Source organism: Micromonospora sp. R311 (assembly GCF_056780015.1).
Window position 1 is genome coordinate 142,535 of the sequence record NZ_JBSWCE010000009.1, and the last position, 16,949, is coordinate 159,483.

Genomic DNA, 16,949 nt, shown 5'->3' on the forward strand with positions numbered 1-16,949 from the left:
GCGCCCCCCGTGGGGGACCGGGCGTGCATCTGTTGGGACACGTCGTACACGCCCACCGGCGGTCGCGCCGGCGGTGCCAGACTGGTAGCCATGCCTGAGCTGCGGTCGAAGACCTCCACGCACGGTCGGACGATGGCCGGTGCCCGGGCCCTCTGGCGGGCCACCGGGATGACCGACGACGACTTCGGCAAGCCGATCGTCGCCATCGCCAACAGTTTCACCCAGTTCGTACCCGGTCACGTGCACCTCAAGGACCTCGGCGGCCTGGTGGCGGACGCGGTGGCCGAGGCCGGCGGCGTGGGGCGGGAGTTCAACACCATCGCGGTCGACGACGGCATCGCCATGGGGCACGGCGGCATGCTCTACTCGCTGCCCAGCCGCGAGCTGATCGCCGACGCGGTGGAGTACATGGTCAACGCGCACTGCGCGGACGCCCTGGTCTGCATCTCGAACTGCGACAAGATCACCCCGGGCATGCTGCTGGCCGCGTTGCGGCTGAACATCCCCACCGTCTTCGTCTCCGGCGGCCCGATGGAGGCCGGCAAGACGGTGGCGATCGAGGGCGTGGTGCACTCCAAGATCGATCTGATCGACGCGATGATCGCCTCCTCCAACGAGGCGGTCACCGACGACCAGCTCGGCGCCATCGAGCGGTCGGCCTGCCCGACCTGCGGCTCCTGCTCGGGCATGTTCACCGCCAACTCGATGAACTGCCTGACCGAGGCGATCGGGCTGGCGCTGCCGGGCAACGGCTCGACGCTGGCCACCCACGCCGCGCGCCGGTCCCTCTTCGTCGAGGCCGGGCGCACCGTCGTGGAGATCGCCAAGCGGTGGTACGACGGCGACGACGCCTCGGTGCTGCCCCGCGCGATCGCCAACCGGGCCGCGTTCGAGAACGCGGTGGCCCTGGACGTGGCGATGGGCGGCTCGACCAACACGATCCTGCACCTGCTCGCCGCCGCCCGCGAGGCCGAGCTGGACTTCGGCGTGGCCGACATCGACGCGATCTCCCGCCGGGTGCCCTGCCTGGCCAAGGTCGCGCCGAACTCGCCGCAGTACCACATGGAGGACGTGCACCGGGCCGGCGGCATCCCGGCCATCCTCGGCGAGCTGGACCGGGCCGGCCTGCTCAACCGGGAGGTGCACGCCGTGCACTCCCGCACGTTGACGCGGTGGCTGGCCGACTGGGACGTCCGGGGCGGCTCGGCGACCCCGGAGGCGGTCGAGCTGTTCCACGCCGCGCCGGGCGGGGTGCGCACCACCGAGCCGTTCTCCACCACCAACCGCTGGTCGTCGCTGGACACCGACCCGGCCGGCGGCTGCGTCCGGGACCGCGAGCACGCCTACTCCGCCGACGGCGGCCTGGCCATCCTGCACGGCAACCTGGCGCCGGACGGCTGCGTGGTGAAGACCGCCGGGGTGCCCGAGGAGTGCCTGACCTTCCGCGGCCCGGCCAAGGTCTACGAGTCCCAGGACGCGGCCGTCGAGGCGATCCTCAACAAGCAGGTCGTCGCCGGCGACGTGGTGGTGATCCGCTACGAGGGGCCGAAGGGCGGCCCGGGCATGCAGGAGATGCTCTACCCCACCTCGTTCCTCAAGGGCCGGGGCCTGGGCCGGGCCTGCGCGCTGCTCACCGACGGGCGGTTCTCCGGCGGCACCTCCGGGCTCTCCATCGGGCACGTCTCCCCCGAGGCCGCCTCCGGCGGGCTGATCGCGCTGGTCCGGGAGGGCGACGAGATCGTCATCGACATCCCGGGCCGCTCGATCGAGCTGAACGTCCCGGAGGACGTGCTCCAGGCCCGCCGGGTCGCCGAGGAGAAGCGGGACCGCCCGTACACCCCGACCGACCGGCAGCGGCCCGTCTCGGCGGCGCTGCGGGCGTACGCCTCGATGGCCACCTCGGCCAGCGACGGCGCCTACCGCCGGGTCCCGGAGTAGCCGCTCCCACGCCCCTCCCCGGCGCCGGTAGGGTCCGGCGTCGGGAGAGGCGACCATGAGTTACGCGGGGCTGATCCGGCCGGTGGTCGACCGGGTGTACGTGGGCGCCCGGCAGGCCGCCCGGGCCCGGATCGCGGCGTGTGGTGCCCCGGCTCGCCGACCTGGTCGGCCGGCTGCTGGCGCACGGCTGGCCACCGGCGGGCCCGGGTTCCGGGCGATGGCCCCGGTCCACGAGCCGGCGGACGCCTCGCCGGCGCTGCGGCTGACCTCGCGGCTGGGCGCGCTGCGCCACCATCGCGGCGACGCCCACCGGGCGGCGTGGCGGGCGGCCGTGCTGGGCGCGCTGCCCGACTGAGGGACGCGCGGCCACGGCATCCCGGCCCGGTGGGCCGCACGAACGACCCTGATACCTCACGGTCATCAAAATGCCTCTCAGGTATCACGCCCGCGGGACAGCGTGCCGACCCGTGACGACACGCCCATCCGGTGGCCCGCGCATGGAGTGGATCTCGGCGGGCAGCCGCGAGTCAGCCGCCAGGGTCCCCTTCGGACCAGGATCCCCAGCCGTCAGGCGGGGTCGACGACCCGGTCGATGACCAGCTGCGCCGCGCCCATGATGCCGACGTCGGGGCCGGTGACGACCCGCTCGATGAGCAGCGCCTGGGTGGCCAGTGGCAGGCACCGCTCGTAGAGGGTGGCCCGCATGCTGGCCAGCAGCGGCTCGCACTCGGCGAGCCGGCCGCCGATCGCGACGACCTGCGGGTTGAAGAAGTTGACCACCACCGCGAGGATCTCGCCGATCGACCGGCCGGCCCGGCGGGCCAGCGCCGTGGCGTGCCGGTCGCCGTCGTCGATCAGCCGCATCACGCCGGTCAGGTCCTCGACCGGTACGCCCTGCTCGCCCAGCGCCGCGACCAGGGCCGCGCCGCTGGCCACCGCCTCCAGGCAACCGGTGTTGCCGCAGCTGCACAGCGGCCCCGGGTCGGCCACCACCCGGCAGTGGCTGATGTCCCCGGCCGAGCCCTGCGCGCCCCGGTGCAGCCGGCCGCCGGAGATGACGCCGGCGCCGATGCCGGTGCCGGCCTTGACGTAGACCGCGTGGTCGAGCTCGGCGTGGACCGCCCGGTGCTCGCCGAGCGCCATCAGGTTGGCGTCGTTGTCCACCACGACCGGGACGTCGGTCCGCCGGGCGCAGAACTCGCGCACGTCGAAGCCGTTCCAGCCGGGCATCCGGGAGGGGCTGACGATCCGGCCGGTGCCGTACTGGACCGGGCCGGGGATGCCGATGCCGATGCCGCGCAGCGCACCTCCCGCCGCGGCGGCGGGCTCCCGCTGGCCGGGCACCGTGGCGTCGGCGCCGGGCGCCAGCGCGGTGACCTCGTCGAGCAACGCGCCGAGCACGGCCTCCGGCCCGTCCTCGATCCGGACCGGCCGGGACCGGACCTCGACCACCCGTCCGGTGAGGTCGAGGGTGCCGAGCCGGGCGTGGTGCGCGCCCAGGTCGATCGCCCCGATCAGCGCACCGCCGGTGGGCACCGCGAGCTGGCGCGGACGACGGCCGCCCCGGGACTTGCCGGCGCCGGTCTCCTGGAGCAGCCCCTCGCTGATCAGCGCCTCGACCCGCTGCGAGACGGTGGACGGCGACAGCCCGGAGAGCCGGGCGAGATCCGCACGACTGACCGCCGCCCCGCTGGCCACCAACCGGAGCAGCTCCCGTGGGCCGCCGCGCAGGCCGTCACGCGGGGCGTCGTCAATCGTCACGCGAGGTTCATAGCATCCGAACTTCGTCCCGGCAAGCTGTTGACTTCGTTTGTCCTCTCGCATTAGATGGCGACGTTGATTCGGGAAGTGCTTAACTTCGTTCGGTTGGCGTAGAAAGTGAGGCGAGCTGTGGCATCGACGGCGGCACCCGACCTCGCGGGTCGGACCGGGCCAACCCGCCCGGGCCGGCCGATGGTGGCCGTCCGCGGCCTGCAGAAGTGGTTCGGCCCGCTGCACGTGCTCAAGGACGTCGACCTGACGGTGGCCGCCGGCGAGGTGGTGGTCGTGATCGGCCCGTCCGGTTCCGGCAAGTCGACGCTCTGCCGCTGCCTCAACCGCCTCGAGGTCGCCGGCGACGGCAGCATCGAGATCGACGGCGAGCCGCTGCCGGCCGAGGGGCGCAAGCTCGCCCGGCTGCGCGCCGACGTCGGCATGGTCTTCCAGTCGTTCAACCTGTTCGGCCACCGGACCGTGCTGGACAACGTCACGCTGGGCCCGGTGAAGGTCCGCCGGGTGTTCCGGGCCGAGGCGTGCGAGCAGGCACTGGCCCTGCTCGACCGGGTCGGCATCGCCGACAAGGCCGACCACTACCCGGCGCAGCTCTCCGGCGGGCAGCAGCAGCGGGCGGCAATCGCCCGGGCGCTGGCCATGCGGCCGAAGGTGCTGCTCTTCGACGAGCCGACCTCGGCCCTGGACCCGGAGATGGTCAACGAGGTCCTGGACGTGATGGTCTCCCTCGCCGCCGAGGGGATGACCATGATCGTGGTGACCCACGAGATGGGCTTCGCCCGCCGCGCCGCGGACCGGGTCGTCTTCATGGACGACGGCCGGATCGTCGAGTCCGGCACCCCCGACGAGTTCTTCGCCGCCCCGAGCACCGAGCGGGCGCGCGACTTCCTCTCCAAGATCCTCCAGCACTGACCCCCGAGGAGGGTGGCATGTCGTTTCTCCACACGAGCTTCACGCGACGCCGCGCGCTGACCGTGGCCGCGACGGCGGTGACCGTCGCGCTCGCCGCCGCCGGCTGCGGCGACGGCGGCTCCGCCCCGACCCTGCCCGGCAACGCCGGCGGCGAGAAGGTGGCCCAGTCCGTGTTCGACGCCGCCCCGGTGGCGTCGGACGCCGAGATCCCGGCCGGCTCCACCATGGACATGATCCGCAAGCGCGGCTACCTGAACGTCGGCGGCTCGCTGGATGCCCCGCTGCTGTCCCAGCAGAACCCGGTCACCGGCCAGATCGAGGGCTTCGACGCCGACATGGCCAAGCTGCTGGCCAAGTACATCATCGGCAAGCCCGAGGTGAAGACGGTGACCATCGGCACCCAGACCCGGGAGGCGATGCTCCAGGCGAAGTCGGTCGACGCGGTCTTCCAGACCTACACGATCACCCCGCAGCGGGCCACCCAGGTCGCCTTCGCCGGGCCGTACCTGACCTCCGGGCTGGCCGTCGCGGTGCGCAAGGACGAGACCGGCATCAAGGGCGTCCAGGACCTGGCCGGCAAGACCGTCATCGTCGGCGCGAACACCCCGGCGGTCACCGCGCTGCCGAGCGCCGCCCCCGGCTCGAAGCAGGTCGCCTTCGCCACCGACCCGCAGGCGGTGCAGGCGCTGCTGCAGAAGCGCGGCGACGCGTACGTGCAGGACTTCACCCTGCTCGCGTCGGGCGCCAAGGCGAACCCGGGGATGAAGGTGGTCGGCGAGCCGTTCACCACCGAGGCGTACGGCATCGGCCTCAACAAGGAGGACGCGCAGTTCAAGGAGTTCGTCAACAACTGGCTGCGGAAGATCCAGGCCGACGGCACCTGGGCCAAGGTCTGGGAGAGCACCCTCGGCTCGGTGGTGGAGGGCGGCACGCCCACCCCGCCGGCGATCGGCTCCGTCGAAGGTTCCTGAGGACCCCCAACCCGCCATGGAAGCCCTCACCGCCCACCTCGACGAACTCGGCCACGGGCTGGTCACGACGGTCCAGCTGACCGTCGTGACCACCATCGGCGCGCTGCTGCTCGGCGTCGTCGTGGCGACGCTGCGGGTCTGCCCGGTGCCGCTGCTGCGTTCCGTCGGCATGGTCTACGTCGAGGTGCTGCAGAACCTGCCGCTGCTGGCCCTGCTGGTGCTCTTCGTCTTCGCGCTGCCCACGATCGGCATCACGTTCCCGCTGTTCACCTCGGCGGCGATCGTGATCGCCGCCTACGAGGGGGCGTACCTGGCCGAGGCGATCCGGGCCGGGATCAACACGGTGGGCGTGGGGCAGGCCGAGGCGGCGCGCGCCATCGGGCTCACCTTCAGCCAGTCCCTGCGGTACGTCATCCTGCCGCAGGGACTGCGCGCGGTGATCCAGCCGATGGGCAACATCTGCATCGCGCTGCTGATGAACACCTCGCTGGCCGCCGCGGTCGGGGTGGTGGAGCTGACCCAGGCCGCCAACAACGTCAACCTCGTCGAGGCCCAGCCGATCGCCGTCTTCACCGGCGCCGGCCTCGCCTACATGCTGCTGGCGCTGCTGATCGGTCGGCTCACCGGCACGCTGGAACGAAGGTTGGCGATCGTCCGATGAAGCCGAACCAGCAGGTCCTCTTCGACGTACCGGGGCCGCGGGCGCAACGCCGGATCCGGATCGCCACCGTGCTGGGCGCGCTCGCCGTCCTCGGCGGGCTCGCCTGGGCGGTGCACCGGTTCGCCAGCTACGGCGAACTCGCCGCCGACCGGTGGCAGCCCTTCACCACCTGGCCGATCTGGCGCTACCTGCTCGACGCGCTCTGGGCCACCCTGCTCGCCGCCGCGGCGACCGCCGTGCTCAGCTCCGCGCTCGGGCTGCTGCTGGCACTCGGCCGGCTCTCCGCGCACCGGCCGGTACGGTGGCTGGCCGGCGCGTACGTGGAGATCTTCCGGACCGTACCCGCGCTGCTGCTGATCTACGTGACGCTCTTCGCGCTCCCCCAGTACGGCCTGAACTTCCCGCTGTTCTGGAAGCTCGTGGTGCCGCTGGTGGTCTCCAACTCGGCGGCGTTCGCCGAGATCTTCCGGGCCGGCATCAAGGCGCTCGACCGGGGCCAGACCGAGGCCGGCCTGGCGATCGGGTTGCGCCGGGGGCAGGTGATGCGGCTCGTCGTGCTGCCGCAGGCCCTGCTCCAGCTGACCCCCTCCCTGGTCAGCCAGCTGGTCGGGCTGCTCAAGGACACCTCGCTCGGTTTCGTGGTCAGCTACACCGAGCTGCTCTACAGCGGCCAGGTGCTCGCCTCGTACACCAACCTGCTGATCCAGACGTTCCTGGTGGTGGCGCTGATCTACCTGGTGGTCAACGCCTCGCTGTCGAAGTTCGCCCGCGTCCTGCAGGCCCGCAACGGGCGGTTCACCGCCCGCGGCCGGTCGGCCGAGCCGGACCCGTCCGCACCGCTGCTGCAAGGGGGTAACGCCCGGTGACCACTGTCCCGTACGCCGAACTGGCCCGGGTGACCCGCAACGGCTTCGTGGAGAGCCGGCACCTGGGCAGCGTGGTGGTGCTCGACCCGTCCGGCGCCGTCGCGCTGAGCGCCGGCGTACCCGACGAGCCGGTGCTGCCCCGCTCCACCCTCAAGCCGGTGCAGGCGCTGGCCTGCCTGACCGCCGCGGAGGCCGCCGGCGTCGGGTCTCCGGCGGCCCGGGCCCTCACCGGCCCCGCGCTGGCCATCGCCGCTGGCAGCCACACCGGCGACGACCGGCACGTGGCCGTGGTACACGACCTGCTGGGCACCGCCGGGCTGACCGAGGAGGCGCTCGGCTGCCCGGTCGACTGGCCGGAGGACGAGCCGACCCGGGACCGCCTGATCCGCGCCGGCGCGCAGCGCAGCCGGATCCGGATGAACTGCTCGGGCAAGCACGCCGCGATGCTGGTGGCCGCCGTCGCCCGGGGCTGGTCCACGAAGGACTACCTCGACCCGGCGCACCCCCTGCAACGGCACGCCGCCACCGCCGTCGCCCGGCTGGCCGGCGCCCCGGTCAGCACCGTCGCGGTGGACGGCTGCGGGGCGCCGCTGTTCGGCCTGCCGCTGACCGGCCTGGCCCGCACGTTCCAGGCCCTCGCCCAGGCGGCGCCGGGCAGCGCCGAGGCGCGGGTGGCCGAGGCGATGCGCCGCCACCCGGAGTACGTCGGCGGGTGGCACGGCCACCCGAACACCGACCTCATGCGGGCGCTGCCCGGGGTGCTCGCCAAGGGCGGCGCCGAGGGCGTGCTCGGGGTGGCGACCCCCGACGGGTACGCGGTCGCCGTGAAGGTGATCGACGGCAGCCCCCGGGCCACCACCGCGATCGCGCTGGACGCCCTGGCGGCAGCCGGCGCGGCGGTCGACGGCGCCCCGGAGCTGCGCCGGGTGCCGGTGCTCGGCGGGGGCGAACCGGTGGGCGCCGTCACCGCCGCCATCGATTGGACCGCGGGGCCGTCCCGCACGGAGAGGGAAGACTGATGACGACATTCGAGATCTGCATCGACAGCGTCGAGGGGGCGATCGCCGCCGAGGCGGCCGGCGCCGATCGGGTGGAGCTCTGCTCCGCGCTGTTCGAGGGCGGGCTGACGCCCAGCATCGGCACCATCGAGACGGCGCTGCGCAGCGTGGACCGGATCCGGGTGCACGTCATCGTCCGGCCGCGGGCCGGTGACTTCATCTACTCCCCGGCCGAGGTCGACGCGATGGTGCGCGACGTGCAGGCGGCGGTGGCGGCCGGCGCGCACGGCGTGGTGATCGGGGCGCTGACCGCCGAGGGCGACATCGACGTCCCCACCACCCGCAGGCTGATCGAGGCGGCCGGCACCGCCAGCGTCACCTTCCACCGGGCGTTCGACATGGTCCGGGACCCGTTCCAGGCGCTGGAGCAGCTCGTCGAGCTGGGGGTGGACCGGGTGCTGACCTCGGGCCAGGAGGTGAGCGTGCTGGAGGGCGCTCCCCTCATCGCCGAGCTGGTCCGCCGGGCCGGGCGGCGCATCGTGGTCATGCCGGGTGGTGGCATCACCCCGCGCAACATCACCCGGATCATCGAGGCGACCGGCGCTGCGGAGTACCACTTCGCCGCGCTGGTGACCTCGGACAGCCCCGCCGTGCACCGCAACCCGCGGCCGCTGATGGGCGGCGCCCTGCACCGTCCGGAGTACGAGCGCTCCGGCACCTCCGGCGAGCTGGTCGGCCAGGTGCTCGCCGCCGCCCGGGGCTGACCGCCCGGCCGCTGAACGCTTTACCGGACGATCCGGCGGGGAGGCGCCCCCGCCGGATCGTCGTCTTCCGGGCCTGGCACCGGCGGATCCGGCGCGAGCCCCACGGGGCACGCCGGCCCAACCGATCGCACCCGGAGGACCCGGCGTTCCGGCCGGTGGTCAGTCGTTGACGCAGCGGAGCACCGGGCGGGTGGTCAGCGCCGCCGGGTCCAGCGGCCTGGGTGAGCGCACGGTGAAGGTGGCCGACTCGCCCGGCAGCAGGGTGACCAGTGCCTCGTCCACGGTCGCCGCCGGATCGAGCCGGTCCGGGAAGAGGGTGAGGTCGCGCAGCACCGTCCGGGCGGTGACCCGGACCCGCTGCCCGTCGGTCGACGGCTCGACCACCGCGTCCCAGCGCGCCGCCGGCCAGGAGATCTCCCGGTCCTCGGCGAAGAACCAGAGCGCCCGCCCGGCCGGCTCCCCCGCCTCGGCGACCAGCAGCTCGGCCCGGGCCTCGTCCGGCCGGGCCAGCTCCGCCGGCAGGGCCAGCGTCACCGCGTCGTACGCCGGCACGTCCAGCTCCAGCGTCGTCTTCGCCCGTGGCGCCCCGCCCAGGGTCAGCCGGGTCACCGACACCGCCGCCCGCCACGGCGTGCCGCCGTCGTTGACCGCCACCAGGGCCAGCCCGCCGTCGCGGGGCTGCACGGTGAGCAGCCGGTCGGCGTACGCGCGGCGCAGCGCGTACCAGAGCGGCTTGCGCCGGCCGTCGCCGTCCACCGCCGACCAGGAGGTCACCGGCCAGCAGTCGTTGAGCTGCCAGACGATGCTGCCCATGCAGACCGGCCGCAGCGACCGGAAGTGTTCCACCCCGAGCTGGATCGCCCGGGCCTGGTTGAGCTGGGTGAGCCAGTGCCAGTCGGCGAAGTCGCGCGGTTCCGGCAGGTGCGCCACCAGTCCCCGGCGCAGCTTGCGGGAGCCGTCGATCGCCTTCTGGTGGTGCGCCATGCCCGGGGAGTCCGGTGCCAGCGGGTCGTCGGAGAGCGCCCGGCGCAGCGTGGCGTACGCCGGGGGCGCCTGGTAGCCGAACTCGGCGACGAACCGGGGCGTGTACTCCCGGTACCTGACGTAGTCGTCGGTGTTCCAGACGTCCCAGATGTGCGTGGTGCCGTGCGCCGGGTCGTTCGGGTGGATCTCCTCGCTGCCCGACCAGGGGCTGCCCGGCCAGTACGGGCGGGTCGGGTCCAGCTCGCCGACGATCCGGGGCAGCAGGTCGAGGTAGTAGCCGCGCCCCCAGGTGCGTCCGGCGAGCGGCTCCCGCCAGTTCCAGTCGTGCCAGCCCCAGAGGTTCTCGTTGTTGCCGGTCCAGAGCACCAGGGAGGGGTGGCCGGCCAGCCGGACCACCTGTTCGGCGGCTTCGGCGGCCACCTCGGTGGCGAACGGCTCCTCCTCCGGGTACGCCGCGCAGGCGAAGAGGAAGTCCTGCTGCACCAGCAGCCCCAGCGCGTCGGCCAGGTCGTAGAAGTCGGCCGACTCGTACCGGCCGCCGCCCCAGATCCGCAGCAGGTTGACGTTGGCGTCGGCGGCCTGGTGCAACCGCTGGGCCAGCCGCTCGCGGGTGATCCGGCTCGGGAACGGGTCGTCCGGGATCCAGTTGACGCCCCGGACGAAGACCGGGACGTCGTTGACCGACAGGGTGAACGCCGAGCCGTGCGCGTCCGGCCCGGTGTCCAGCCGGACCGAGCGGAAGCCGATCCGCCGCGACCAGGTGTCCAGCGTCCGCCCGTCCGGGCCGCGCAGGGTCACCTCCAGCGGATACCGGGCCTGCTCGCCGTACCCCCGGGGCCACCAGCGGGCGGGTTCGCGGACGGCGAGGGTCAGCACGGCCACGCGCTCCCCGGCCGGGATGGTCGCGCTGCCGGTGGCGCCGGCCACCGTGGCGTGCACGGTGACCGGCGCCGCGCCGGCCCGCTCGACCTCGACGTGCAGCTCCACCCGCCCGTCCGGCCCGTCGACGGTCACCAGTGGACGGACGGTGGCCAGCCGGGCGGTGGACCAGGCGTGCAGCCCGATCCGCTGCCAGATGCCGGCGGTGACCAGGGTCGGCCCCCAGTCCCAGCCGAAGTTGCAGGCCATCTTCCGGATGAAGTGGAACGGCTCCGGGTAGGCGTTCGGCCGGTCGCCGAGCCGGTCCCGGTGCGCCTCCGCGTACCGGTAGGCGGAGTCGAACCGGACGGCCAGCGTGTTGGCGCCCGGTCGCAGCAGCGCCCGCACGTCGAACCGGTACCCGCGGTGCATGTTCTCGGTGCGGCCGACCTCGACCCCGTTGAGGCTCACCGTGGCCACCGTGTCCAGGCCGGCGCAGACCAGGTCGACCCGCTCCTCGCCGCCCGGCTGGTGGCCGAACGTCGTCTCGTAGATCCAGTCGGTGCGGCCGATCCAGGCCAGCGCGCGCTCGTTGTCGTCGAGGAACGGGTCGGGGATCAGCCCGGCGGCGAGCAGGTCGGTGTGCACGCAACCGGGCACTGTCGCCGGCACCGGCCGACCGGCGATCCCGGCCGGGACCTGCGGTCCGTCAACCGCCCGCAGGGTCCAGCCCTCGTGCAACGGGGTCACGACTTCACCGCACCTTCCATGATTCCGCGGACGATCTGACGGCCACCGATGAAGAGCATCACCAGCAGCGGAACGGTGGCGACCAGGGCGCCGGCCAGCACCCGGCGGCACAGCACGTAGTTGCCGCTGGCGAGGTCGGAGAGGGCGACCATCGAGGTCGGGTAGTCGGTGCCGCCGAGGGTGATCAGCGGCCACTGGAACTCGTTCCAGGTGGCGACGAAGGTCAGCAGGCCGAGCACCGCCATCGCGGGCCGGACGGCCGGCACCACGACGCTCCAGAAGATCCGCATGGTGCTCGCGCCGTCCATCCGCCCGGCCTCGATCAGCTCGTCCGGCACCGCGTCGAGGATGAACTGCCGCATGTAGAACACCCCGAACGCGCTGACCAGGCCGGGCACGATCACCGCGAGGAGGGTGCCGTTCCAACCACCCTCGCCCGGCATGTGGCCCATCAGGATATAGAGCGCGACGACACCGAGCTGGTTCGGCACCGTCATGGTCAGGATGACCATGACCATCAGCGCGTTGCGTCCCTTGAAGCGCAGCTTGGCGAAGGCGAAGCCGGCCAGCGAGCAGAACAGGAGCACCGAGGCCGTCACCACCGACGACACGATCACGCTGTTGCCGAGCGACTGGAGGAAGAACACGTCCTGCATGGAGAAGACCTCACGCAGGTTGGTGGCCAGCTGCCCGCCGGGCAGCACCTGCGGCGGGATCTTGGCCAGCGCCTCGTCGGTGTTCGTCGCGATGACGAACATCCAGTAGAGCGGGAACGCGGAGAACGCGATCACGACGCTCAGGAACAGGTAGGTCCAGACGGTGCCGGAAGAGCGCCCAGGACATCGCGGCGGCGTAGCCGAGATTCAGGTCCCGCCAGCCCACTGACCGCGCCGACCGCGGCCGTTCTGACCCAGCGCGTCAGGGAGCGTCTCATGTCATCTCCGGGCAATGTTGGGAACGCTCCCGACATCGAGGAGCGTTGACTGAACCGGATAAGTGACGCCACCGTACGGGCCGCCCCTACCGGGCCGACGTGCAGTAGCGTTGGTCGCCGCCGGTCACCCCGGCACCGTGGCAACCCGCCCCCCGGCGGGAGAGTGGAGGAGAACGCCGGTGAAGCGGCCCACCATCGCCGACGTCGCCCGACGGGCCGGGGTCTCCAAGGGCGCGGTGTCCTACGCGCTCAACGGCCAGCCCGGCGTCTCCGAGGCCACCCGCCAGCGGATCCTCGCCATCGCCGCCGAGATCGGCTTCAGCCCCAGCAGCGCGGCCCGGGCGCTCTCCGGGGCCACCGCGGAGGCGGTCGGGCTGGCGCTGTGCCGACCCGCCCGCACCCTCGGCATCGAGCCGTTCTTCATGGAGCTGATCAGCGGCGTCGAGGCGGAACTCGCCGCCCGGTCGTACGCCCTCACCCTCCAGGTGGTGGCAGACCAGACGGCCGAGATCGCGGTCTACCGCCGCTGGTGGGGCGAGCGGCGGGTGGACGGCGTGCTCGTCTGCGACCTGCGCACCGACGACCGCCGGGTGCCCGTGCTGGAGGAACTCGGCCTGCCCGCGGTGGTGATCGGCGGCCCGGGCGGCACCGGCCGGCTGGCCAGCGTCTGGTCCGACGACGCGGCCGCGCTGGTGGAGACGGTGGAGTACCTGGTCGCGCTCGGGCACCGGCGGATCGCCCGGGTCGGCGGGCTGCCCGACCTGCTGCACACCGAGATCCGCGCCGAGGCGTTCACGCAGGCCTGCCGGCGGCTCGGGCTGGCCGACGCGGTGACCGTCCCGTCGGACTACACCGGCGAGGAGGGCGCCCGGGCCACCCGGCGGCTGCTCAGCTCCGCCGGCCGCCCGACCGCGGTGATCTACGACAACGACGTGATGGCGATCGCCGGCCTGTCGGTGACGCAGGAGATGGGGCTCGCCGTCCCCGGCGACCTGTCCATCGTGGCCTGGGACGACTCCCCGCTCTGCCAGCTGGTGCACCCGCCGCTGACCGCGCTCAGCCGGGACATCCCGGCCTACGGCGCGTACGCCGCGCGGCAGCTGCTGGCGGTGATCGGGGGCGCCGCACCGGTGACGTTGCAGGACCAGACGGCGCACCTCACCCCGCGCGGGAGCACGGCACCGCCGCGGCACCGGTGAACCGGATCAGGCTCACCGCAACGCGGACGGAAACTCCTCGAAGTACGCCTCGACCCGCTCCGCGGTGGCGGGCCGGGCCAGGGCGAACCCCTGGCCGTACCGGCAGCCGGCCCGGCGTGCCCCGTCGACGTGGGCGGGCGACTCCAGCTCCTCGGCGACGATCTCCAGCCCCAGCCGCTCGCCGACGTTCACCACCACGTCGATCAGCGGGCGCTGCGGATCCGCCGGGTCGACCAGCTCCGGGCCGACCTTGAGCAGGTCGATCGGCAGCCGGCGCAGCTGGGCGAGCGAGGCGTGCTCGGGCCGGAAGTCGTCGAGCGCGGTCCGGATGCCGAGCGAGCGCAGCCCGGCCAGCCGGGCGACCACGGTGGGCAACTCGGCGCCGACCCGCGGCTCGGCCACCTCGACCACCAGCCGGTCCGGCGGCATCCCGTACGCGTCCAGCACCGCCGCGGTGCGCGGCACGAAGTCCGGCGAGACCAGTTCGCGGACGCTGACGTTGATCGCCATCCAGAGCTCCCGGCCGCCAGTGGACCAGGCGGCGAGCTGGCGACAGGCCCGGTCCAGCACCCAGCAGCCCAGCTCGCCCACGATGTCCAGGTCCTCCGCCACCGGCAGCAGCTCGGCCGGGAGGACGGTGCCGAGCACCGGGCTGCGCCAGCGCAGCAGCGCCTCGGTGCCGACCGGCAGCCGGTCGGCCAGCCCGATCACCGGCTGGTAGACCAGGTCCAGCTCGCCCCGGGCGAGCGCCCCGGGCAGCTCCCGCTCCAGGTCCAGCCGGCGGACCAGCTGCTCCTCCAGGTAGGCGTCGTACCACTCGACCCGGTCCCGGCCGAGCTGGACGGCCCGCCGCCGGGCCAGGTCGGCCTGGCGCAGCACGTCCTCGGGGCCGGACCCGTCGATCTCGGCCAGCCCGATGCTCGCCCGCAGCCGCAGCTCCGCCCCGGGCAGCTGGTACGGCTGGGTGAGCGCGGCCAGCAGCCGGGTGCCGAGCGCGTACGCCAGCACCGGGCCGGCGGTGGTGAGCACGGCGAACCCGGCGCCGCTCGGATCAGCGAACAGGTCCCGGGGGCCGAGCACCGCGCGAGCCCGGTGGCCGGCCTCGGCCAGCACGTCCTCGCGGACCGCGTGCCCCGAGCCGTCGGCGGTCAACTCGACGACCAGCAGCGCCCCGGACGGCCCGGGCGCGTCCCGCAACGCGTCGAGGGCCCGCACCAGCTCCGCCCGGTCGGCGGGCGCCGGCGGCCGGCCGTCGGCCGGAGGCACGTCACCGGTCGGTGCCCGCCGCCGGCCGGCGGTCAGCAGCTGGCGGAGGACCAGCGGCGGTACGACGGCGAGGGCGAGCAGGACGGCGGTCGGGTCCGGCACCGCGCCGGCACGGAGCTGGTGCCCGACGGCCAGCACGACCAGCGTGAGCAGGCTGAGCGCCCCGACCACCTGGCAGCGCCCGACCCCGCCGTACCGGTAGGCCTCGGTCAGCGTGGTGAGCGCGCAGGCGGCCGACGCGCCGAGCGCCACCGCCGCGGCGAGCCGGGTGGGGCCGCCGAGCGCGCCGGGCAGCAGCAGCCAGCCGGCGAGTGCCAGCGCCACCGCCGGACCGGCCGCGTCGGCGGCGTGGCGCAGCAGGCGACGGTCCGCCGGCGGTACGTGGTGGGAGGGGTACGGAGGGGGCACGGCGATCGCCTTCGTGAGGGGGGCACGGGGCGGTGCGGGGCGCGGCGGCGGTACGAGGTGCGGGGCAGGGAGTCCGCCGCCCACCTGAGACGAACGACCCGCCAGCCGGTGGGGTGACGGGCACCGGACAGTGACCTGCGCCACTGTCGGAGTCGGCACCCGCCGGCTTCCCGCCCGGGCGGAACGGCGCCGGCCGGAGGTGGGATCATCGGGGGGTGAGCCGCTCCGACACCGTCCGCTTCCGGTACAACCAGGCGATCCTGGTCGCCGCGATCATCGCCGCCATCGGCGCCCTGCCGCTGGCCAGCGCGCGCTGGTATCTGGTGCCGGTGCTGCTCGTGCCGCTGGCGGTGGCGGTCTGGGCGTGGCGGGCCGGCACCGACGCCGATGCCCGAGAGCTGCGCCTGCGGGCGCTCACCGGGCAGCGCCGGATCGGCTGGGACCACGTCGTGGAACTGGCCACCGACCCGCGCGGGCGGGCGGTGGCCCGGCTCGACGACGGGCAGCAGGTGGTGCTGCCGGCGGTACGCGGCGCGGACCTGCCCCGGCTGGTCTCGGCCACCGGGCAGACCCTGCCGGAGTCGGCCGGCTGAGCACCGGCGAGCGCCGGCTCAGTAGCCGTCGACCACCGGGTTGATCAGCGGCTCAGCGTCGGCGAACCGCCGCACCTGGTCGCCCACCAGCCGGTACGCCCGCGGCAACAGCCCGCGCACCGAGCCGGCCACGTGTGGGGTGAGCAGCACGTTCGGCATCGCCCAGAGCGGGTGGTCGGCCGGCAGTGGCTCCGGGTCGGTGACGTCCAGCGCGGCGGAGATCCGGCCGGCGGAGAGTTCGGCCACCAGCGCGTCGGTCCGGGCGACCGGCCCGCGGGCGGCATTGACCAGCAGCGCGCCGTCCCGCATCGCGCCGAGGAACTTCTCGTCGACCAGTCCCCTGGTCTGCTCGGTCAGCGGCACCAGCAGCACCACCACGTCCGCCTCCGGCAGCAGCCGCGGCAGCTCGTCGACGCCGTACACCCCCTGGTCGGGGCGGGCGGTGCGGGCGACCAGGGTGAAGTCGACCTCGAACGGGGCGAGCCGGGCCCGCACCGCCGAGCCGATCGAACCGGCCCCGACGATCAGCACCCGCTTGCCGGCCAGCTCGTCGGTCGGGGCCACCGCGTCGTACGCCCATTCCCGACGGGCCTGGGCCCGGGCGAACGCGGGGAACGCGCGCAACTGGGACAGGATCGCGGTGACCACCCACTCGGCGGTGGACGGGTCGTGCACCCCGCGCGCGTCGCAGAGCGTCACCCCGGCCGGGATCCGGCCGACCCAGGCGTCCGCCCCGGCGGAGAGCAACTGCACCACCTCGAGGTCCGGCAGCTCACGGACCAGCGCGGTGGCCGCCGGGCCGGCCAGGAACGGCGGTACCCAGAACCGGACGTCGGCCACGCCCGAGGGGAGCCGGGTCGGGTCCTCGACCACCTCGACGGTGACGCCCGGGGGCAGCTCGCCGAGGAGCGCGCGACCGGCCTCGTGCGGGATCCATACCTTCACGCCCGCCGACGATAGGCCCCCGCGCCGGCCGCGGGGCGGTCGGGGCGGGGCCGGGCACCCGAACGGGCACCCCCGACAGCGACCGACGCGACCGTCCGGCGGCACGAGTCGGCGGCGGTCCGCCGGGGTATA

The 16,949-nt window shown here is 74.1% G+C and carries 15 protein-coding genes; 10 read left to right on the plus strand and 5 right to left on the minus strand.

Annotation, left to right across the window (positions count from 1 at the left end; genetic code table 11):
* The first annotated feature begins 90 nt into the window (after nucleotides 1–90).
* A complete protein-coding gene (gene ilvD / locus AC1WTP_RS10235) occupies nucleotides 91–1,938 on the plus strand; it encodes a dihydroxy-acid dehydratase (protein WP_481648977.1) in 1,848 nt (615 codons plus the stop codon).
* Between the two features lie 55 nt (nucleotides 1,939–1,993).
* The gene (locus AC1WTP_RS10240; RefSeq protein ID WP_481648978.1) at nucleotides 1,994–2,293 is read left to right on the plus strand and encodes a hypothetical protein; all 300 of its coding nucleotides are present in this window, start codon (nucleotides 1,994–1,996) and stop codon (nucleotides 2,291–2,293) included.
* A 212-nt stretch (nucleotides 2,294–2,505) separates the two neighbouring features.
* On the opposite strand, the gene AC1WTP_RS10245 is transcribed toward AC1WTP_RS10240, so the two are convergent.
* Nucleotides 2,506–3,699 carry an ROK family transcriptional regulator gene (locus AC1WTP_RS10245; protein WP_481648979.1) on the minus strand — a complete coding sequence of 398 codons (1,194 nt, stop codon included), beginning with the start codon at nucleotides 3,697–3,699 and terminating at the stop codon, nucleotides 2,506–2,508.
* 192 nt (nucleotides 3,700–3,891) lie between these two features.
* On the opposite strand from AC1WTP_RS10245, the gene AC1WTP_RS10250 reads away from it, so the two are divergent.
* Genes AC1WTP_RS10250 through AC1WTP_RS10275 form a run of 6 tightly spaced genes read left to right on the plus strand, consistent with a single transcriptional unit; the run spans nucleotide 3,892 to nucleotide 8,880 of the window.
* Nucleotides 3,892–4,620 (plus strand): amino acid ABC transporter ATP-binding protein, encoded by a 729-nt coding sequence (locus AC1WTP_RS10250; RefSeq protein ID WP_481648980.1) that lies wholly within the window; start codon nucleotides 3,892–3,894, stop codon nucleotides 4,618–4,620.
* 17 nt (nucleotides 4,621–4,637) lie between these two features.
* Nucleotides 4,638–5,591, plus strand: coding sequence for a glutamate ABC transporter substrate-binding protein (locus AC1WTP_RS10255; protein ID WP_481648981.1), 954 nt, complete (start codon nucleotides 4,638–4,640; stop codon nucleotides 5,589–5,591).
* Nucleotides 5,592–5,607: 16 nt separating this feature from the next.
* Entirely contained in the window at nucleotides 5,608–6,252 is a 645-nt protein-coding gene (locus tag AC1WTP_RS10260) for an amino acid ABC transporter permease (RefSeq protein ID WP_447135738.1), read from the plus strand.
* Nucleotides 6,249–7,118 (plus strand): amino acid ABC transporter permease, encoded by an 870-nt coding sequence (locus AC1WTP_RS10265; protein WP_481648982.1) that lies wholly within the window; start codon nucleotides 6,249–6,251, stop codon nucleotides 7,116–7,118. Before AC1WTP_RS10260 ends, AC1WTP_RS10265 begins: the two co-directional genes overlap by 4 nt.
* Nucleotides 7,115–8,137 carry an asparaginase gene (locus AC1WTP_RS10270; RefSeq protein WP_481648983.1) on the plus strand — a complete coding sequence of 341 codons (1,023 nt, stop codon included), beginning with the start codon at nucleotides 7,115–7,117 and terminating at the stop codon, nucleotides 8,135–8,137. The genes AC1WTP_RS10265 and AC1WTP_RS10270 overlap by 4 nt, the downstream gene beginning before the upstream one ends.
* On the plus strand, nucleotides 8,137–8,880 hold the full coding sequence (locus AC1WTP_RS10275) for a copper homeostasis protein CutC (RefSeq protein WP_481648984.1): 744 nt from the start codon (nucleotides 8,137–8,139) through the stop codon (nucleotides 8,878–8,880). Before AC1WTP_RS10270 ends, AC1WTP_RS10275 begins: the two co-directional genes overlap by 1 nt.
* Nucleotides 8,881–9,039: 159 nt before the next feature.
* On the opposite strand, the gene AC1WTP_RS10280 is transcribed toward AC1WTP_RS10275, so the two are convergent.
* Together AC1WTP_RS10280 and AC1WTP_RS10285 are read right to left on the minus strand one after the other, a co-directional pair.
* Nucleotides 9,040–11,472, minus strand: a complete 2,433-nt coding sequence (locus AC1WTP_RS10280) for a glycoside hydrolase family 2 protein (RefSeq protein ID WP_481648985.1) — start codon at nucleotides 11,470–11,472, stop codon at nucleotides 9,040–9,042.
* The gene (locus AC1WTP_RS10285) at nucleotides 11,469–12,230 is read right to left on the minus strand and encodes a carbohydrate ABC transporter permease (RefSeq protein WP_481649020.1); all 762 of its coding nucleotides are present in this window, start codon (nucleotides 12,228–12,230) and stop codon (nucleotides 11,469–11,471) included. Before AC1WTP_RS10285 ends, AC1WTP_RS10280 begins: the two co-directional genes overlap by 4 nt.
* A 355-nt stretch (nucleotides 12,231–12,585) precedes the next feature.
* On the opposite strand from AC1WTP_RS10285, the gene AC1WTP_RS10290 reads away from it, so the two are divergent.
* A complete protein-coding gene (locus AC1WTP_RS10290; RefSeq protein ID WP_481648986.1) occupies nucleotides 12,586–13,605 on the plus strand; it encodes a LacI family DNA-binding transcriptional regulator in 1,020 nt (339 codons plus the stop codon).
* Nucleotides 13,606–13,617: 12 nt separating this feature from the next.
* Here AC1WTP_RS10290 and AC1WTP_RS10295 read toward each other — a convergent pair whose 3' ends face one another.
* Nucleotides 13,618–15,279, minus strand: a complete 1,662-nt coding sequence (locus AC1WTP_RS10295) for a putative bifunctional diguanylate cyclase/phosphodiesterase (RefSeq protein ID WP_481648987.1) — start codon at nucleotides 15,277–15,279, stop codon at nucleotides 13,618–13,620.
* Nucleotides 15,280–15,494: 215 nt separating this feature from the next.
* On the opposite strand from AC1WTP_RS10295, the gene AC1WTP_RS10300 reads away from it, so the two are divergent.
* Complete coding sequence (locus AC1WTP_RS10300) at nucleotides 15,495–15,872, plus strand: PH domain-containing protein (RefSeq protein ID WP_481648988.1); 378 nt, start codon at nucleotides 15,495–15,497, stop codon at nucleotides 15,870–15,872.
* A gap of 18 nt (nucleotides 15,873–15,890) precedes the next feature.
* Here the strand turns inward: AC1WTP_RS10300 and AC1WTP_RS10305 are convergent, their stop codons facing one another.
* Entirely contained in the window at nucleotides 15,891–16,817 is a 927-nt protein-coding gene (locus AC1WTP_RS10305; protein WP_481648989.1) for a 2-hydroxyacid dehydrogenase, read from the minus strand.
* Nucleotides 16,818–16,949: the final 132 nt, after the last annotated feature.